Origin of the sequence: Virgibacillus pantothenticus, assembly GCF_018075365.1 — a bacterium.
In the GTDB taxonomy this organism is placed as follows: Bacteria; Bacillota; Bacilli; order Bacillales; family Amphibacillaceae; genus Virgibacillus; species Virgibacillus pantothenticus.
Genome location: NZ_CP073011.1, coordinates 839761 through 857510 on the forward strand (window position 1 = coordinate 839761; position 17750 = coordinate 857510).

The window sequence follows — 17750 nt, forward strand, 5'->3', positions numbered from 1 at the left end:
TGGTTAAAAGTATATATAGTCCTTACCCAACGTATGAAAGTAATGTTTTTGGGAAAACAATACATATATCATTACAAAAAATACATGGCAAGCATTTTTGATACGTTTGGAGGTTATATAATGGAAAAGCAAGCGTTACATCAGCAACTAGAGCTAGCTGCACAGCAATTTACTAATGCTTATCAGCTTATACAGCAAGCTAAAACGAATGGGGACGAACAAGAATTACTGCAAGCACAAGATCAGTTGTTACAGCTGGATCATCTATTGAAAAGCGCCCAAATTCAAGCAGGTGAAGAGGCGTTAGAGAATGCCCAATTTCAACAGACCTTTGAAAAATTGCATAACGCCAGACAGGAAATTGAAGAATTCCGACAAAATCAACATTAAAGTAAATTTATCCCGTATATAAGGTGCTGTAAAACTCCCACTTCAGGAGTTGGTTAATCTGTAATGTAACAAGTCTAAGTGGAAGATAACAGCACCTAACTGTCCTATTTTTAGGTCATACATTACGGTACTAACAATTAGGGGCGGATGTATAAGCACCTACTAATAGAAGATTCATTCACTTTATAAACTGCACCTCTCTTTTTATCGGGGAGGTGCTTTTTTGTATCCTTTTCGACATGATTTATCAACATAGACTAATGTTCACTGTATTATTTGTAAAGAACTGCAAAACTTGAGACAATAAGTCGTATATACATGGTAAGTTGATTAATTGGAGGAGGTCGTTCGTATCGATGAAGAAGAAAGTGTATTTAAACCATGATGGCGGCGTTGATGATCTAGTTTCATTATTTCTACTATTGCAAATGGATGATGTAGATGTTATAGGTGTTGGTGTCACCCCAGCAGATTGTTATTTGGAACCTGCTATGTACGCGAGTCGTAAAATCATCGACCGATTCGGGAAGGGGAAACAGGTTGAAGTGGCAGCTTCCACATCACGTGGGAAAAATCCTTTTCCAAAGGATTGGCGGATGCATGCTTTTTATGTAGATGCGCTGCCAATATTAAATGAGCAGTTGCCGATAAAAACGAAAAAAGCAGAGTTACCAGGGCATCAGCATTTGATTCAAACGCTTCGAAATAGCGATGAACCAGTTACTTTACTATTTGTCGGTCCATTAACGGATTTGGCGAGGGCTTTGGAAGAGGCACCTGACATTGAGAAACAGATTGAAAAGCTTGTTTGGATGGGGGGAACGTTTTTACCTACTGGAAATGTGGAGGAACCAGAACATGATGGAACTGCTGAATGGAATGCCTTTTGGGACCCTGAGGCTGCAAAAAGAGTTTGGGATAGCGAGATGACAATTGATTTGGTTGCATTAGAGAGTACAAATCAAGTGCCGTTAACGGTTGATGTTCGTAATATGTGGGCGCAAGAAAGAGCGGATATAGGGATTGACTTCTTAGGTCAATGCTATGCAGTGGTACCGCCGCTTGTCCATTTCCAGACCAATTCAACGTATTTTTTATGGGATGTACTTACAACCGCAACGATAGGAAAAGCAGAGTTAGTCAAGAAGAAAACGGTTCGGTGCGTCGTTCATCCAGATGGCAAGAGTCAAGGTAGAACGGAACTACATAAAGATGGACGTGAAGTAAACCTTGTTTATGAAGTGGAGCGCGACATGTTTTTTACGTATATGACAGAGTTAGCTAGACAGCAGCATAATGACTAAAAAGGTAGCTTGTGCTGGAATATTGACATAATTTATCGTTTATGGTATTAAAACATATGAGTTTAAGTAGAGGAGAGGATCATATGGCGAAAAAGCAGTTTAAAGCAGAATCGAAACGTTTACTAGAATTAATGATTAATTCAATTTATTCCCAACGTGAAGTATTTTTACGGGAGCTGATATCCAATGCAAGTGATGCCATGGATAAAATGTATTACCGCAGCTTAACAGACGATAATTTAACCTTTAACCAAGAAGATTATTATATTAAAGTTATCCCTAATAAAGAGGAACGTACGTTGCAAGTCATCGATACAGGTATTGGCATGACAAAAGAAGAACTAGAAACCAATTTGGGGACGATAGCTAAAAGTGGGTCATTTGCATTTAAAAATGATACCGAGCTAAAAGATGGTCATGATATTATCGGACAATTCGGTGTCGGTTTTTATGCGGCGTTTATGGTGGCAGATAAAGTGACTGTTATTAGTAAATCTGTGGATAGCGATCAGGCTTATCAATGGGAGTCCACTGGAACGGACGGCTACACCATTATTCCTGTTGATAAAGAACACGTCGGAACTGAAATTATACTAAAAATCAAAGAAAACACAGACGAAGATTCGTTTGATGCCTTTTTAGACGAGTACCAATTGCAGGAAATCATTAAAAAGTATTCTGATTTTATTCGTTACCCGATTAAAATGGATATTACGAAAAGCAAGCCGAAAGATGATGAAAGTGAAGAATACGTGGATTATGTAGAAGAGGAAACCATCAATAGCATGGTACCAATCTGGAAAAAGAATAAAAGTGAATTAACCGAAGAGGATTACATTAATTTTTATCAGGAAAAACGGTATGGGTTTGATAAACCTTTAAAATCCATGCATATTAATGTAGACGGTACAGTGCGTTATAATGCTATTTTATTTATCCCGGAAAATGCCCCATTTGATTATTATTCACAGGAATTTGAAAAAGGCCTTGAACTTTATTCAAATGGCGTATTAATCATGAATAAATGTGCGGATTTGCTGCCAGATTATTTTAGCTTTGTTAAAGGAATGGTAGATTCAGAGGATTTATCCTTAAATATTTCGCGAGAGATGTTACAGCACGACAGACAGCTAAAAGTCATCGCCAAAAATATTACTAAGAAAATTAAAACACAGCTACTGCACCTATTGCGAGATGATCGTGAAAAATATGAAACATTTTACCATGCATTTGGCAGACAACTGAAGTTTGGTGTGTATAATGACTTTGGTGCCAATAAAGATACATTGCAGGATCTGCTTATGTTTTATTCCTCAAAGGAAAAGAAACTAGTCACTTTAGACGAATATGTACAACGTATGCCAGAAGATCAGGCTTATATTTATTATGCTGCAGGCGAATCCATTGATCGTATCGAGAAGTTACCGCAAACGGAAATGGTAGCAGATAAAGGGTATGAAATTTTATATTTCACTGAAGAAGTGGATGAATTTGCTATTAAGATGCTGCGGGACTATAAAGAAAAAGAATTCAAGTCTGTTTCCAGTGGTGATCTCGGCTTAGAGGATGAATCAAATGATGAAGTAGATGAAAAGAGTCAGGAAGAGAATAAAGCACTATTTGCTGCGATGAAGGAGCATTTGGGAGATAAAATTAAAGATGTCCGAGCTTCCAAACGATTAAAATCACATCCTGTTTGTTTAACAGCAGACGGTGATATTTCTTTAGAAATGGAAAAAGTGTTAAATGCAATGCCGAATAATCAGCAAATAAAAGCGGATAAAGTATTAGAAATCAATGTGAATCATGAAGTATTTCAAGCATTAAAAGAGGCGCATCATCATGATAAGGAAAAATTAAAACTATATACAAACCTATTATATAATCAGGCGCTGTTAATTGAAGGCATGCCTGTAAATGATCCAGTTGCCTTTACTAACGATATTTGTAAAGTAATGGTTTAAATTAAAAGAGCACGAATAATAGAAAACCAGACGCTTTTCTCCATGAAAATGCGTCTGGTTTATTTTTTTACAGATAAGAAACCATCATGGCTCGCCAAGAGCGCAAGCCACCATCTATGATGAAAAATTTTGCTTTATAATGTTTAGATGCTTGAAATACTACCTAAAATAAATAAGTTATATAATGGTAAATGGCGTTTTTTTCATACAAAAGCATAAAATAATGAGGTGCTTGTGGATAACGTAATAACCGAATAGCCACGACCAGCTCCATCGTCCAGCAACGATGCGACTTTAGAAATGCGCCCTACGAAAGTCATCATCGGTTCGTCGCTAAGGGGAAGGCCGACTAAAAACGGGCTTGCCGCCCGACGTCGTCATACCCCTGGTTGCAGGGGCATGATTCCTAAATCTTTAGTTGATTCGTTCCATTCGCTACGTTGCTAAACGGGCGCCCTGCGCCTTTGTTCGTCTTTAGAATTGCATTTTTTGTTTATTTCCCAATCGCTTCTATGCTTCTAAGGATCGTTCATATATAAATCTCACAATAGCTTAACAATAAATTTTATTTGAACATATGCGTTCTAATTTACTATTGAACAATAATATGAGTTCCATAAAATAAGTGCATTTACTGTTTCACAGCATACGCTTTGCTAACTTTTTCTACCCAATTGAATGGATCTGCTTCTTTACCATATTGAATATTAGTTAGTGTCGTATATAATGATTTAGCCAGCTTACCAGTTTGGGAATCGTTAATTATTAAATCCTTGCCTTCCCAGCTCAGTTGACCGATGGGAGAAATAACCGCTGCTGTCCCTGTACCAAAAGCCTCTTCTAAATTACCGTCTACATATGCCTGATATAAATCTTCCATGGATATTCTTTCTTCAATAACAGGAATATCCCAGTGTTGTAACAATTGTATAACGGAATTTCGCGTAACGCCTTCCAAAATGCTTCCATTTAGTGCAGGAGTATAGACTTTTCCGTTTATTTTAAAGAACACATTCATGCTACCGACTTCTTCAATATATTTCTTTTCCACCCCATCAAGCCAGAGCACTTGTGCAAATCCTTTTTGGGCGCATATTTCCTGTGCTTTGAGACTTGATGCATAATTTCCGCCAGTTTTTGCTTCACCGGTTCCACCTTTTACAGCCCGAACGTATTGGTTTTCCACCGCAATTTTCACCGGGTTAATTCCTTCTTTATAATAAGCACCAACAGGCGATAAAATGATCACGAACTTGTACTGATGTGAAGGCGCTACACCAATATAGGGTTCTGTAGAAATAATGAATGGACGGATATAAAGGGAAGTTCCTTCAGCAGTCGGTATCCACTCTTTATCCAAATAGATTAGCTGCTTTAAAGCTTCCAATATAAAGGCTTCATCAACCGCTGGAATGCATAAACGGTCATTGGATTTATTCAACCGCTGCAAATTCTTTTCTGGGCGAAATAACTGGATTTCTCCTTCTGGCGTTTGATATGCTTTTAGCCCTTCAAAAACGGATTGACCATAGTGAAAGATCATTGCGGATGGATCAATACTTAAAGGCTGGTATGGAATAATACGGGCATCATGCCAACCTAAAGGCTCTGAATAATCCATGACAAACATATGGTCGGTAAATACTCTTCCGAATTCTAGTTGATCTGTATGAGGCTTTTCTTTCTTTACTGCACAACGATTTATTTTAACTGTCCATTCTTCCATGATACTATCCCCTTAGCTGTAAAAATTTTAATAACTATATTAGTCTATATTTTCAATAAAATCAACCCTAAATAGTCAGTTTCTCTATTTTTCTTAAAATGTTGTATACTTTAAGTTAATGTATGCAGAAAAAAAGGGGATGTATGGATGCTTAAAGCAATCATTTTTGATTTGGACGATACACTTTTATGGGATAAAAAAAGTGTTGCTGAATCATTTAAAGCAGTTTGTCATATGGCCAAAGAAATTCACCCTGAACTAGACCCAGAACATTTGGAGCGAAATGTTAGAAAGGAGGCACGCGCCTTATATGCATCTTTTCCAACATACTCGTTTACACAAATGATTGGTATCAATCCGTTTGAAGGACTTTGGGGAGAGTTTCAAGATGAAGGGAAAGAATTTGAGAAATTAAAAGAAATTGCTCCATTCTATCGACAAGCAGCTTGGGAAAAAGGCTTGGAGACGACCGGTATTCGGGATGAGTCGTTGGCTGCAGAATTGGCGGATGCATTTCCACAGCTTAGAAAGCAAAAACCATTCGTGTTTACAGATACATTTGCTGTATTAGATGCTTTACGAGCAGATTATAAACTGGCGCTATTAACGAATGGTTCGCCAGACTTACAGCGAACAAAATTAGATATGACGCCACAATTAGAACCTTATTTTGACGAAATTGTCGTCTCCGGAGCATTTGGCAGAGGAAAACCAGATCCCACCATTTTTCAATATATGCTTGCAAAATTGGGCGTCGATAAAACCGAAGCAGTCATGGTAGGAGATAATTTAAATACAGATATATTAGGCGCTTCCCATATTGAGATGGCCTCGATCTGGATTAATTGGCAGAACATGGAGAATAATGGATTACCTACTTTTGAAGTAGAAAACTTATCACAGGTGACAGATCTAGTGAATGTACAGCTTAAGGAAGCTTAGTCGTTAAAATGCATAATAGCGTATCTGCTAACTGCTTGCTTCATCACGCTTGTAAAATGAGCGAGAAGGGGTAGAGAGTTCGAACCTTGAAGGAGCTTGTTCGAAAAGAGGAGAAGTCTACTTGAACTATGGCATGACATGCTCGTAAAAGAGAGTGGTATGCTCAAATCACAGCGTGATATGCCCAGGAAAAGGAAGTATGCTGCTGGAACTATGGCATGACATGCTCGCAATAAAGAGTGGAATGCGCTCGGATCACAGTGTGACATGCTCGGAAAGTAGAGTAGTATGCTCGAACTACCGCATAACATGCTACGGAAAGTAGAGTAGTTGCAGAATCATTTTCCATACGAGATAAAAAAGCTGAAAACCGGCTGATGATAAACGGGTTTAGCTGTATATTGTCCCGCATAAAGGTGCTGTAAGCTTCCCACTCCAAGAATTGGAGATTCCTATACTCTAACAAGTCTACGTCGGGGATAGCAGCACCTAAATGCCCTATTTCGAAGAGGACTTTAAGTCATACCCAAGTAGTACTAACAATCAGTGGGAATTGAAAGAAAACCCCACTGATGGAAGATTCACTTCATTAGAGAGAAGTTAAGGCCTGTCGCTGTTGATAAGGAGTGAATGTAGTGATTTTAGCAACAACCGTCCAGCATACTACTTCTTCTTGCTCCCATCACGGCCAAACGTTTTCAATGCTTTACGTATGTGACCCAATAGGTATCATTCGTTTGAGAGATAGAATTTCCTTGATAGCCATGTTGCAGCAACTGTTGCTGTCTTGCAATATCATTCATGTTAACTTCCTGTTTATCAGTATATGATTTTCCATTTTTTATTGTATGGAGGTCACGAAATAAAATATATCGTAGTTTACCATTGTATTTTTCTTTTAAAGCATGAATTTCCATATCTAACGCAAGTTTGTCTTTTAAGCTAGCAATATTAAATGGAGCAACCGTAGTGGCAACATATTGAAATGATTGTTGGTCAATTTGAGCGAATAATAATTTTCCCATATAAGTTTGCAGGCGGTTGCCTCTGAAATCTGGATGGACATTTGATATTTCAGAGTAAAGCATTTTCTGACGATGTAATTCATTTAATCCGAGATCTATCCCTAAGTGTTCCGTGTCATTCATTTCTGGAATCAGCATAGCTCGAAAAGCAATTAACCTATCATCTACAAACACTCCGATCATAGAGCCGTTTCCATTTAAAATATGCTCGTACTCTTGAACCGTTAGTGGTTGAAGAAAATCAGCTACTTCCAATGATTGCCTCACCATATTTTGCAAATGTAAAATCTCAAAGATATCTGGCTTGTTTAAGAAGCGAACATAAAAGGGTTGCTCCTTTGAGGGTAGTTTTCCTGTTGCAATGATGGATGTATTCATGCAGTCACCTACTTTATATAATCGGTTAATTTTTGTAATATATTCATCTTTCCCTTGGGGCTCTAACTGTGCCGCTGCGTTATTTAAAGTAATAGACAGTGTAGCAAATCACTCTTCTTGTGTTACTGTTTATCCTGTATATAAGGTGCTGTAAGCCCTCGCCTTCAGGAATAGGATGATTTGTACTGCAACAAGTCTAAGTGGGAGATAACAGCACCTAAATGCCCTGTTTCGTAAGAGGTCCCTTAGGTCATGCCATTACGGTACTAACAAGCCGTGGAGGATGAATGAAAACCCCACTGATGGAAGATTCCCTTTATTTTAACCGCTAGCATCTTTTGCTTTTTCGGAATGCAATGCGAGAGATGGTTTTTCTATTTTAGTAATGGTGAATCCAGTATAGGCATAAATAAGCGCAACAATTGGAACAGTGAAATTTAACATAGCGTAAGGTGCATAGCTAAATGCGTGTACTTCCAATGTTGTGTAAATAAATACCCCACATGTATTCCAAGGAATAAAGACAGAAGTTAATGTTCCTCCATCTTCTAAAGAACGTGATAAATTTTTTGAATGTAACCCTTTCTTTTTATATACGGTAGCAAACATTCTAGCTGGGACTACGATAGAGATATACTGCTCTGAGCAGGTTGCATTTGTTAAGAAGGCTGCTCCTAATGTAGAAGCAATCAAATTCCCAGTTGATTTTACGACCTTCAATAGTTGATCCATCATCGCTTTTAGCATTCCAGAATACTCCATAATACCACCAAATGCCATTGCAACGATAGTCATCGACACGGTGTACATCATGGACATTAACCCACCGCGATTAAACAATTCCGAAACCATTTCATTGTTCGTATTAATCGTATAACCATTTTGTAACACTTGCAGTGCGTAGGATGAAGCATCTCCTTGGATAAATATTTGTGAGAAAAAACCCATTACAATCCCAGTTGCTATCGCTGGGACAGCAGGTACTTTGAACATAACGAGCACAATGACAAGCAATGGAATTAGCAACAGATATGGCGATATGACAAAATTCGCCTGCATATCAGCAATCGTTTGGGCAATCCTTTCGTTTTCAATCGCATCTTTTCCGAAATCTTTCCCTATGTATGCAAAAACGAGCAAAGCAATGATTAAACTAGGGACTGTTGTATACAGCATATGTTTAATATGAACGAATAAATCCGTATTTGTCAAACCAGAGGCGAGATTCGTGGTATCCGATAACGGGGACATCTTGTCTCCAAAATAAGACCCTGAAATGACCGCACCTGCAACCATAGGCGCTGGTATACCCATACTCATGCCTATTCCCATCCCAGCAACACCAATGGTTCCCATCGTTGCCCAGGAGCTTCCAACCGTTAATGCAACAACACCACAAATAATTGTAATCGTTACCAAAAATATAGACGGCGATATAATTTTCAACCCATAATAGATCATTGTAGCCACAATACCGCCTCCAATCCATGCGCCAATGGTTAAGCCAACAAGCATAATAATAATGATAGCGGGAAGTGCTAATCGTATACCCCGAAACATCATTTCCTCCATTTGCTTCCAAGTATATCCTTGCTTCCAGGCTACAAGTGCAGCGGTTCCTGTGCCTATAATAAGCGGTACGTGTGGTTCTCCTTGGAAAACGACTATCGTTAACACCATGGCAACAATCATAACGACTAGAGGTATTAGTGCCCACCAAATGTTAATTTCTCTTTTAGGAATATCAGTCATGAAGAAACCCCTTTCCAGACGATGCAATTTTTCAGAACGATAAAATTTATTTTAATTAGAAATGGGTAAATTGTCAATTTTAAAAAAATATAATGAATAGTGGGATTTATAATAAACGAGATATATTAAAGCGACTAGGGAATCTTACTAGACGGATTAAAGGTGTTGCGGAATAGAGTTAAAGGGAATTTTTCTTCGGCAAACAGTAGCAAAAGAGGTCTAATAAAATTCTTTTTATTCATTCCAAACCAAAAATGCGGCCGAGACATAACTAAAACAGCTGATTAAAAAAACGAACCATAAACCGCTAATTGTGTATACGCAAGTTTTAGCGTAGTCAAAATATGTAGACTCCTGCGGAAACAGCGCTAGCTGAAGAACGTGCAGGAAAGCGAAGTATTTTGACATAGTGGTGATAGAAATTTTTTAATGTTAGAAAAACTTGGCTTGTCGCCAAGTCTTATGGCGGAAGCCTTTGTTTTTCTTATACTATAAACCAAAAAAACCTTATACTTTCCTATAGTGCAAATAAGCCGAACAATGATAAATAGATTGTTCGGCCTTTGCTATATAGTATTTGCTTATGTCCCAGCCCATCTAAATAAACCTTTTATAGATCTATAGAAATGGCATCATGAATTTCTTCTAGCTGCTTCAAAGCTTCCAGCACATTCTTTTCAATATGCCGGTCCACAGTCATCACCATAATGGCGTTGCCTCCAATATCCGCACGATCTACTTGCATAGTTGCAATATTAATATGCTTTGTAGCTAAGAAGCTACCCATTTTACCGATAACACCAGGTTGATCTTGGTGATGAATAACTAGAAGATGACCTTTTGGTGTTACATCAACGCTATAATGGTCTACTTTAACAATTCTTGGCCCTAACCCGTTAAGCAACGTTCCAGCCACACTTCTCTTTTTTGACTTGGTAACTATTTCGACTCGAATTAAATTCGTAAAGCCTTGTGTTGAAGAGGTTTTGTTTTCATGAATGGTTACGCCTCTTTTTTCCGCAAGATAAAGTGCATTTACATCATTCACATGGTCTCCCAAGTGGCGAGTTAACAGCCCTTTTACCGCATTTCGCGTAATTGGACCAATCTTTGTTTTAGCCACATCTCCAGAATAGTAAAGATTTATCTGTTCAACGGGCTCATCTGCTAAAAGTATAAGAAACTGACCAAGTTTTTCTGCTAAGAGGAAATAGGGTTCAATTTCACTTAAAGCTTCTCTTGGGATGGAAGGCAGATTGACCGGATTCCGAACTGCCTCCCCATGCACGTAGCGGATTACATCTTCACTCACATCAATAGCGACACTTTCCTGTGCTTCAATCGTACTTGCACCTAAGTGAGGGGTAGCAATTACTTCAGGTAATTCTAATAATTGGTGCTCATAAAATGGCTCTTCTTCAAACACGTCGAGAGCAGCTCCAGCTACTTTTTTAGCTTGGATTGCTTCATACAGTGCTTCCTCATCGATAATTCCGCCTCGGGCGCAATTAATAATCTGAACACCATCTTTCATCGCTTCGAAAGCCTGTTTGTTTAAAAGATGTCGTGTTTCTTTTAATAACGGTGTATGAATGGTAATAAAATCAGCATGCTGATACACGTCTTCAATGTTCCCTTTTTTAATTCCTAATTTATTTGCGTGATCTTCACTTAAAAACGGATCGTAAGCTATAATGTTCATACGCTGCCCCCTTGCTCGATAAGCAACTTCTGCGCCAATTCGACCAAGTCCGATAATACCTAATGTCTTATTTTTTAGTTCGATACCGATATATTTTTTTCGGTCCCATTGTCTGTTTTTGAGAGACAGATAAGCTTGTGGAATTTTTCTAGATAGAGCCATCATCATTGCCATCGTGTGTTCAGCAGCGGAATTCGTATTTCCGTTCGGTGCATTGATCACAATGATTCCATGCTCTGTAGCAGCATCTAAATCGATATTATCGACACCTACACCAGCTCTACCAATGATTTTTAAATTCGTTGCTTTCGTAATAAGATCACGGGTTACCTGTGTTTGACTTCGTACTAATAGTGCATCGTAATCGGAGATTCGTTCAAGCAGTTCTTGATTTGTCCATTCTGTCCCTAAATCAAGATGAATATCGTCTGATTCTAGTAATGGTGCAATTCCTTCTTCACTCAAAGGATCTGCTATTAATACTCTAAATCCCATCTCTCTTCCTCCCAATAGAATTCGTTTTACAATAGATGTGCTTCATTAACTCAAATAAAAAGATTGATAACTTCCAAGATATGATTACATCTTAGAAGAAATAAGTAGCTCTATAAAAATCGTTGTCGAATGTATTTATGAGATATATAAGAAATAGTCACTTTAATAGGTAGCAGAAATATAATAGCTTCAAAGCTTCATTTCTAAATAAGCGGTTTGCGCTGCTTTTACTCCTAAACCTAAATCAATTGTTTTGCCAATTTGCTGGAGGCCAATTTCAATAATGCCTATTACTTGTAATATATCAGCTGGAGAACAATAGCCCATATGACCAATTCGAAAAATTTGCCCTTTTAAATGTTGCTGCCCTCCAGCTAAGGTTAAGCCAAAATTCGTTTTGACAACTTTTCTTAATTCTTCAGCTGCAAAGTCGTCTGGTTTTACAGCAGTAACTGTAGGTGAAGCATGAACATCTGCCGTCAGTAATGGAATAGATAAAGCTTTAAAGGCTGCTCGAGTCATGACTTTCATTGTTTCATGGCGCTCGTAAATAGAATGAAGTCCTTCTGCGTCCATTAAAGCTAAAGCTTGTTTTAATCCTTGTAACAAAGAGACAGCCGGTGTAAATGGGGTTGAGTCTTTTTGAAGCTTATCACGATATTTTCGCATATCTAAGTAAAATCTGGCATGTGGATTTGCTTCAATGACTTTCCATGCGCGGTTACTGGCAGCTATAAAGGCAAGCCCTGCTGGCAGCATCATCGCCTTTTGCGAGCCTGTAACAACGATATCCAACCCCCATTCATCCATCTTTGTTTCGGTTCCTCCAATACAAGATACCCCATCGACAATGAATAATGCATCGGATTCACGGTGAACTACCTTAGCTAGTTCTTTAATGGGGTTTAAAACGGCTGTAGAAGTTTCACAAAAAGTCGCAAATACAGCTTTTACGTTGGGTAATTTTTGTAATAAAACTGCCAATTGTTCTGGTTCAGCACCCTCTCCCCAAGTGACCTCGTATTTATGTACTTTCATGTGATATTCATCACAAATTTTAGTAAAACGATCGCCGAATGCTCCTGTAACAATAATGAGTACTTCATCTCCGGGCTGAACGGCATTTATAACCGCGGTTTCCAGTGCTGCAGTACCACTTGCGGTATAAATCAATACATCTTCTTGTGTTCCGAAGATAGGCTTCAGTTTTTCTTTTACCGTGTTTATTAGTTCCTTCATTTCTTGCCCGCGATGACCAATCATTGGTTGAGACATTGCGCGTTGGACACTAGGCGGAATAGGTGTAGGTCCAGGAATTCGAAGTAGTTGTTTATCAGCTTGCATGGTTTTCTCCTTTCAAAATGGATAAATTCGTTGTGTTTTTTCTGAATAATAGTTTACAGCATAGCAGAACTTTGCATATTGTCAATAAATTTAAGCTATTTGTTAACTAAAATTATTGTTTTAGGATGATTTGTGCTAATTGCTAAAGTCGTATCTTAGGGATATGATATAGCTATGCAATATTTTTTTCGTTATATAGGACTATAAAATGAGGTGCTTGTGGATAACGAAATAACCGACTAGTCACGTCCGGCGCATGAGCCCAGCAACTATGCGACCTTAGAAATGCGCCCTACGATAAGGCATCATCGGTTCGTCTCCCATACTTACTTTATGCACTATTTTAGCTAGACGAATAAGAAGCTTCAAGCTTTTTTACAACAAATAGGCCGACGAGGTGTAACCATGAAATTTGTGTTTGATTTGGATGGAACAATTTGTTTTAAAGGAAAGCCTCTTTCTAATGGTATTGTCCAATGTTTAAAAGATTTGAATAAGGAAGATGTTATGTTTGCATCTGCCAGACCAATAAGGGATATGCTTCCCGTTTTACCGAAGGATTTTCATTCCTATACACTTATTGGCGGAAATGGGTCATTAATTTATAAAAACGGCAAGTTATTGTATGCACGAACATTTACTAAAGATCAACTCCAGACGGTTTTACAATTAATAGAGGAGCAAGAAGCTACCTTCCTCATTGATGGTGATTGGAATTATGCCTATACAGGACCAATAGATCACCCGATTGTTAATAATATCGATCAAGGGAAATTGGCACAGCAAGTCTCAGTTGAACAATTGTCATCTGTAGTGAAAGTATTAATCGTTACCATGAATGATTACGTCACATTTGTCGATCAATTACAACAATTGGATATAACGGTTCACGAACATTGTAACGAACGCTTAATTGACTTAAGCCCTAACCATATTCATAAATGGAATGCCTTACAAACATTAGGAATTACTGAGAACAGCTATATTGCTTTTGGAAATGATGCAAATGATATTTCCATGTTTCAGTATGCTGCTTATGCGGTGATGATTGATTACCATGATCGTTTAGCTCCATTTGCTGATGAGCAGATCGCTTATCAAACGAATGGGGAGCAGGCGATCGTGGATAAAATTCGAGCATTAGCACAAACAGGCATGCTTAAAACGAACTGATTATATATGGGCTGCTGGTTAATGGAGATTTGGGTTGTCCGTCTTTTTAATTCGTTTGATAATGGATACAATAAAAATAAAGTCGTATTTCATGTTGGGAGAAGGGACATATGTACAAAAACTCAGAACGGTTTTTAACCTCTTTTAATCGAATAGAAAAAATGCTTCGTTCGTTAATGATACATAAGAAAGATGCTAGCTTTTCCAAGGCAGTAAAGATTTTACGAAATTCAAACGCATTAGTACGTCAATATAGTGATGAGCTGCTTGAATTTGCGGAGCTTCGCAATGCAATCGTTCATAATAAAGTGGACATGTCCTATGCAATAGCAGAACCACACGATGAAATTGTTGAAAAAATAGAGGCTATTGAAGAGGAACTGCGAAAACCTAAGCTCGTTACTCCAACGTTTGAGAAGTATGTGTATTGCTTTCAAAGTGATAACGAATTAAGTAAATTATTAAAAGTAATCCATGAAAAGAAACTATCTAAGTTTCCTATTTATGAAAGCAAGACGTACCTGGGGTTACTTACACAAAAAGGAATTACCAATTGGCTGGCAAGTATTGGCCAGCGCGAGGAAACTCTTGAAAGTACCTATCAATTAAAGGATATTCTACCTTTTGAAAACAATGAAAATTCCCGATTTATTGCTCAAGATACAACGCTGTATGAGGCCATTGAATTATTTAAAGAGCACACAAGTAGAGGTAAGCGTTTAGAAGCGTTACTTATAACAACGGATGGGGAACCTTCTTCCCGTTTATTAGGAATTATAACAGCGTGGGATATATTAGAGATCTCGTAAAACGGATTTTTTAACAGAATAAGAAAGTATAAACTTAGGTGCTTATGGATAATGAAATAACCGAATAGTCACGTCCAGCTCATGAGCCCAGCAACGATGCGACTTTAGAAATGCGCCCTACGATAAGGCCTCATCGGTTCGTCGCCTCACCGTGATTCCTTTATCTTAGTTGATTCGTTCCATTCGCTATGTTGCTAAACGGGCGCCCCGCGCCTTTGTTCCACTTGGGTTTCAAAAGCTCCTAGACTTTTACCTTTTTTCTAATATGAACTACAAGATTTCAATCATAGAAAGTGGTGAATAAATGACATTCGTATCGATTGATTTTGAAACTGCAAATGAAAAACGGACAAGCCCTTGCGCAGTTGGTATTGTCGTCTCTAATGGACTACAAATAGTAGATGAATATTATAGCTTAATCAATCCACTTACAGATTTTCGAACAATGAATATGCAAATACATGGTATTACGCCAGAGCATGTCCGATATGCTCCAACGTTTTCTGATATTTGGCCAGTCCTCCAAACATATTTACAGCAAGGCATGGTTATTGCACACAATGCTAGCTTTGATATGAGTGTCTTAAGACATACATTAGATCATTTTCAATTAGCTTATCCAGATCTGGGTTATCTTTGCACAGTGATGCTTTCGAAACAACTATGGCCACAATTACATAATTACAAGTTAGATACTTTGGCAGCATACCATCAAATTCCTTTCGATCATCACCACGCTTTAGAAGACGCACGTGTAGCAGCGAAGCTTCTTTCAAAAGCGTTACACGAAAGTGGACAACATACGATCGAGGGGTTATTGACAGCTTACCAGATTCAAAGTGGCAAGATTTTTCAGCATGGCTATACACCGCCTAAGAAGAAGAAATCGCATCAACGTAAACGCATCTATCTTTCCTAAATGACCCGCCTTTGTGTATTGTCCATATAAAGCAAAAAAGCTGCATATGAAATGGACTACTAGATCACAATAATGTATGGAGGTGTGGTCTATGAAAAGTGAAAATAATCCATATAGTAAGAAACGTATTCAAAGCAGTGTAAACCCTCAAGGCTTGACGGAGGATGAAAAAGATCAACGTCCGAAGTCACAGCTTGAAGATAGGGCAAAAAAGAAAAATACAAAGATTTAGAACAAGAGTTATGGGAGCATTATTTTCTGATGTGCGATTGGCGAAAACACTTGTTAAAATGAGATGGGGCGAGGCTTGCCAGAGTAAGAAAATAAATTCTGGTTCCTTTTTTTTAGTGTATGAATGCACATATGTACAAATGTGAACAGCTTATGAAAGACAAGTGTGCTTCTATGTAGAAATAGCTTCATTAGTTACCTTTCTTATTGAATTTTTATTGGATGGTGGTATAATAAATTTACAAGCTGCAATGTACGTATTTCATTAAGTTTTAACCTCTAATGAAGGAATAGGGAGTTTTATATCGGAGTTTTAATGTCGTGCCGTCTTTGAGCGGAAGACAGAACAGCTTCTGCAAACACCCACTTGGCGAAGTGGTGGTTTAAAACTTTTTATTACAAATACGGCAATTGTGGCCTGTAAAGCAAATAATCCAGTCGACCAGTTCTTTTTTAGGAACTGGTCGTTTTAATTTGGAAAAAATTTGATTAAGTGCTTATGGCGTATCGTTTTTTATATACGCCTTCATTCAGCCATTTACCTTTTATTTTCTCGTTAGATAGCTTTCCGTTAGCGGATGAGCAAACTAAGTTATTAGAGTGGTGGTATGAAATTTTACGCTTACGTTAGACAAAGTAACCAAGTTTACTCAACTATACAAGTTGTAGATAAGATGCTGATAGTATGGGGAAAATTGCTAATCTGATTCAGAGAAAAAGTTCTTAATTAAGTCGATAAAATGTACTACGATGGGCGGTAAATAATGATTTTTTTCATATGCGATGTAAACATGACGTGAGATGTTGGAATCAGATATCGATTTGATCTGATAGGTACCATTGATTTCATGCTTTACATAGGTTTCTGGTAGAATAGTAATTCCTAAACCCTCATCAACGAGCCGACAAGCCGTTTCAAATCGTTCAATTTCAAAAGCAAAAGCAGGAGTGATACCAGCTTTATTAAACGCATTTAAAATATCCGCGCGTGTTTGAAATCCTTCTTTGCAAATAATAAATGCTTCGTCTTGAAAATCCTTCATTTCTAAGGCTGTTTGCTTTTGCAATAATCGATGCTTCCTAGGTAGAATGGCAACTAATTGTTCTTCATAAATGGGAGTGGCTTCGATATCGTGACTCTTTACATATTGATTTGTTATCGCAAGGTGAATATCAAAATGATGTAAGGATTTTTCCACATCAGTAAGGCTTAAGACCTCGTGCAGCTTAATTTTTGCTTGAGGGTACGTTTTTCTAAATCGCTGGAGTATCTTTGGTACCCAAAAATTGGCTGATTCAATTAAGCCAATGGAAAGCTCCTGTGGTCCATGTTGTTTTAAGCGCTGTATTTCTTTGTTAACATGGTTGTAATGATGAAATAGTTTTTTGGCTTCTTGATAAACAATATATCCTTCTTTGGTAACTTCCAGACTCCTTGTATTTCTTTTTAGTAATTGCAGACCTGTATTTATTTCCAATTTTTTTATCGAAGCGCTTAATGATGGTTGGGAAACATGCAAAGCAGTTGCAGCTTTTGTAAACGTTCCATGCTCAACAACTGTAATAAAATAGATTAACTGTCTGAAATCCATATTT

General features: G+C 37.9%; 14 protein-coding genes and 1 other RNA gene. 9 read left to right on the forward strand and 6 right to left on the reverse strand.

Annotated elements, in window-relative coordinates:
- Window positions 1–120: 120 nt before the first annotated feature.
- The 3 genes from KBP50_RS04125 to htpG all read left to right on the forward strand — a co-directional run bounded on the left by KBP50_RS04125 (window position 121) and on the right by htpG (window position 3658).
- Window positions 121–390: a hypothetical protein gene (locus KBP50_RS04125; protein WP_050350123.1), complete on the forward strand. Its 270-nt coding sequence runs from the start codon at window positions 121–123 to the stop codon at window positions 388–390.
- 356 nt (window positions 391–746) lie between these two features.
- Window positions 747–1694 (forward strand): nucleoside hydrolase, encoded by a 948-nt coding sequence (locus KBP50_RS04130; RefSeq protein WP_050350124.1) that lies wholly within the window; start codon window positions 747–749, stop codon window positions 1692–1694.
- 83 nt (window positions 1695–1777) lie between these two features.
- Complete coding sequence (htpG, locus tag KBP50_RS04135; protein ID WP_050350125.1) at window positions 1778–3658, forward strand: molecular chaperone HtpG; 1881 nt, start codon at window positions 1778–1780, stop codon at window positions 3656–3658.
- A gap of 631 nt (window positions 3659–4289) precedes the next feature.
- On the opposite strand, the gene KBP50_RS04140 is transcribed toward htpG, so the two are convergent.
- Window positions 4290–5384, reverse strand: coding sequence for a branched-chain amino acid aminotransferase (locus tag KBP50_RS04140; RefSeq protein WP_050350126.1), 1095 nt, complete (start codon window positions 5382–5384; stop codon window positions 4290–4292).
- A gap of 147 nt (window positions 5385–5531) precedes the next feature.
- On the opposite strand from KBP50_RS04140, the gene KBP50_RS04145 reads away from it, so the two are divergent.
- Window positions 5532–6326: an HAD family hydrolase gene (locus tag KBP50_RS04145; RefSeq protein ID WP_050350127.1), complete on the forward strand. Its 795-nt coding sequence runs from the start codon at window positions 5532–5534 to the stop codon at window positions 6324–6326.
- A 698-nt stretch (window positions 6327–7024) separates the two neighbouring features.
- On the opposite strand, the gene KBP50_RS04150 is transcribed toward KBP50_RS04145, so the two are convergent.
- From KBP50_RS04150 to KBP50_RS04165, 4 genes are all read right to left on the reverse strand, one after another.
- Window positions 7025–7729, reverse strand: coding sequence for a hypothetical protein (locus tag KBP50_RS04150; protein ID WP_050350128.1), 705 nt, complete (start codon window positions 7727–7729; stop codon window positions 7025–7027).
- A gap of 321 nt (window positions 7730–8050) precedes the next feature.
- On the reverse strand, window positions 8051–9481 hold the full coding sequence (gene nhaC, locus KBP50_RS04155) for a Na+/H+ antiporter NhaC (RefSeq protein ID WP_050350129.1): 1431 nt from the start codon (window positions 9479–9481) through the stop codon (window positions 8051–8053).
- 610 nt (window positions 9482–10091) lie between these two features.
- Window positions 10092–11678, reverse strand: coding sequence for a phosphoglycerate dehydrogenase (serA, locus tag KBP50_RS04160; protein ID WP_050350130.1), 1587 nt, complete (start codon window positions 11676–11678; stop codon window positions 10092–10094).
- Window positions 11679–11867: 189 nt separating this feature from the next.
- Window positions 11868–13022: a pyridoxal-phosphate-dependent aminotransferase family protein gene (locus KBP50_RS04165; RefSeq protein ID WP_050350131.1), complete on the reverse strand. Its 1155-nt coding sequence runs from the start codon at window positions 13020–13022 to the stop codon at window positions 11868–11870.
- A 405-nt stretch (window positions 13023–13427) separates the two neighbouring features.
- Here KBP50_RS04165 and KBP50_RS04170 point away from each other — a divergent pair, with 405 nt between their 5' ends.
- The 5 genes from KBP50_RS04170 (at window position 13428) to ssrS (ending at window position 16578) form a co-directional block, all read left to right on the forward strand.
- The gene (locus KBP50_RS04170; protein ID WP_050350132.1) at window positions 13428–14195 is read left to right on the forward strand and encodes an HAD-IIB family hydrolase; all 768 of its coding nucleotides are present in this window, start codon (window positions 13428–13430) and stop codon (window positions 14193–14195) included.
- Window positions 14196–14305: 110 nt separating this feature from the next.
- Window positions 14306–15004, forward strand: coding sequence for a CBS domain-containing protein (locus KBP50_RS04175; protein ID WP_050350133.1), 699 nt, complete (start codon window positions 14306–14308; stop codon window positions 15002–15004).
- A 304-nt stretch (window positions 15005–15308) separates the two neighbouring features.
- The gene (locus tag KBP50_RS04180; RefSeq protein WP_050350134.1) at window positions 15309–15923 is read left to right on the forward strand and encodes a 3'-5' exonuclease; all 615 of its coding nucleotides are present in this window, start codon (window positions 15309–15311) and stop codon (window positions 15921–15923) included.
- 91 nt (window positions 15924–16014) lie between these two features.
- Entirely contained in the window at window positions 16015–16155 is a 141-nt protein-coding gene (sspL, locus tag KBP50_RS04185; protein WP_072741066.1) for a small, acid-soluble spore protein L, read from the forward strand.
- Between the two features lie 239 nt (window positions 16156–16394).
- A non-coding RNA gene (gene ssrS / locus KBP50_RS04190) (6S RNA) lies at window positions 16395–16578 on the forward strand.
- Window positions 16579–16852: 274 nt separating this feature from the next.
- Here ssrS and KBP50_RS04195 read toward each other — a convergent pair.
- Window positions 16853–17746 (reverse strand): LysR family transcriptional regulator, encoded by an 894-nt coding sequence (locus KBP50_RS04195; RefSeq protein ID WP_050350135.1) that lies wholly within the window; start codon window positions 17744–17746, stop codon window positions 16853–16855.
- Between the last annotated feature and the right edge of the window lie 4 nt (window positions 17747–17750).

Excerpts from the sequence above, each read along its gene's own strand:
- KBP50_RS04125 (WP_050350123.1), top strand. The coding sequence starts at position 121 with ATGGAAAAGCAAGCGTTACATCAGCAACTAGAGCTAGCTGCACAGCAA.
- KBP50_RS04130 (WP_050350124.1), top strand. The coding sequence starts at position 747 with ATGAAGAAGAAAGTGTATTTAAACCATGATGGCGGCGTTGATGATCTA.
- htpG (WP_050350125.1), top strand. The coding sequence starts at position 1,778 with ATGGCGAAAAAGCAGTTTAAAGCAGAATCGAAACGTTTACTAGAATTA.
- KBP50_RS04140 (WP_050350126.1), bottom strand. The coding sequence starts at position 5,384 with ATGGAAGAATGGACAGTTAAAATAAATCGTTGTGCAGTAAAGAAAGAA.
- KBP50_RS04145 (WP_050350127.1), top strand. The coding sequence starts at position 5,532 with ATGCTTAAAGCAATCATTTTTGATTTGGACGATACACTTTTATGGGAT.
- KBP50_RS04150 (WP_050350128.1), bottom strand. The coding sequence starts at position 7,729 with ATGAATACATCCATCATTGCAACAGGAAAACTACCCTCAAAGGAGCAA.
- nhaC (WP_050350129.1), bottom strand. The coding sequence starts at position 9,481 with ATGACTGATATTCCTAAAAGAGAAATTAACATTTGGTGGGCACTAATA.
- serA (WP_050350130.1), bottom strand. The coding sequence starts at position 11,678 with ATGGGATTTAGAGTATTAATAGCAGATCCTTTGAGTGAAGAAGGAATT.
- KBP50_RS04165 (WP_050350131.1), bottom strand. The coding sequence starts at position 13,022 with ATGCAAGCTGATAAACAACTACTTCGAATTCCTGGACCTACACCTATT.
- KBP50_RS04170 (WP_050350132.1), top strand. The coding sequence starts at position 13,428 with ATGAAATTTGTGTTTGATTTGGATGGAACAATTTGTTTTAAAGGAAAG.
- KBP50_RS04175 (WP_050350133.1), top strand. The coding sequence starts at position 14,306 with ATGTACAAAAACTCAGAACGGTTTTTAACCTCTTTTAATCGAATAGAA.
- KBP50_RS04180 (WP_050350134.1), top strand. The coding sequence starts at position 15,309 with ATGACATTCGTATCGATTGATTTTGAAACTGCAAATGAAAAACGGACA.
- sspL (WP_072741066.1), top strand. The coding sequence starts at position 16,015 with ATGAAAAGTGAAAATAATCCATATAGTAAGAAACGTATTCAAAGCAGT.
- KBP50_RS04195 (WP_050350135.1), bottom strand. The coding sequence starts at position 17,746 with ATGGATTTCAGACAGTTAATCTATTTTATTACAGTTGTTGAGCATGGA.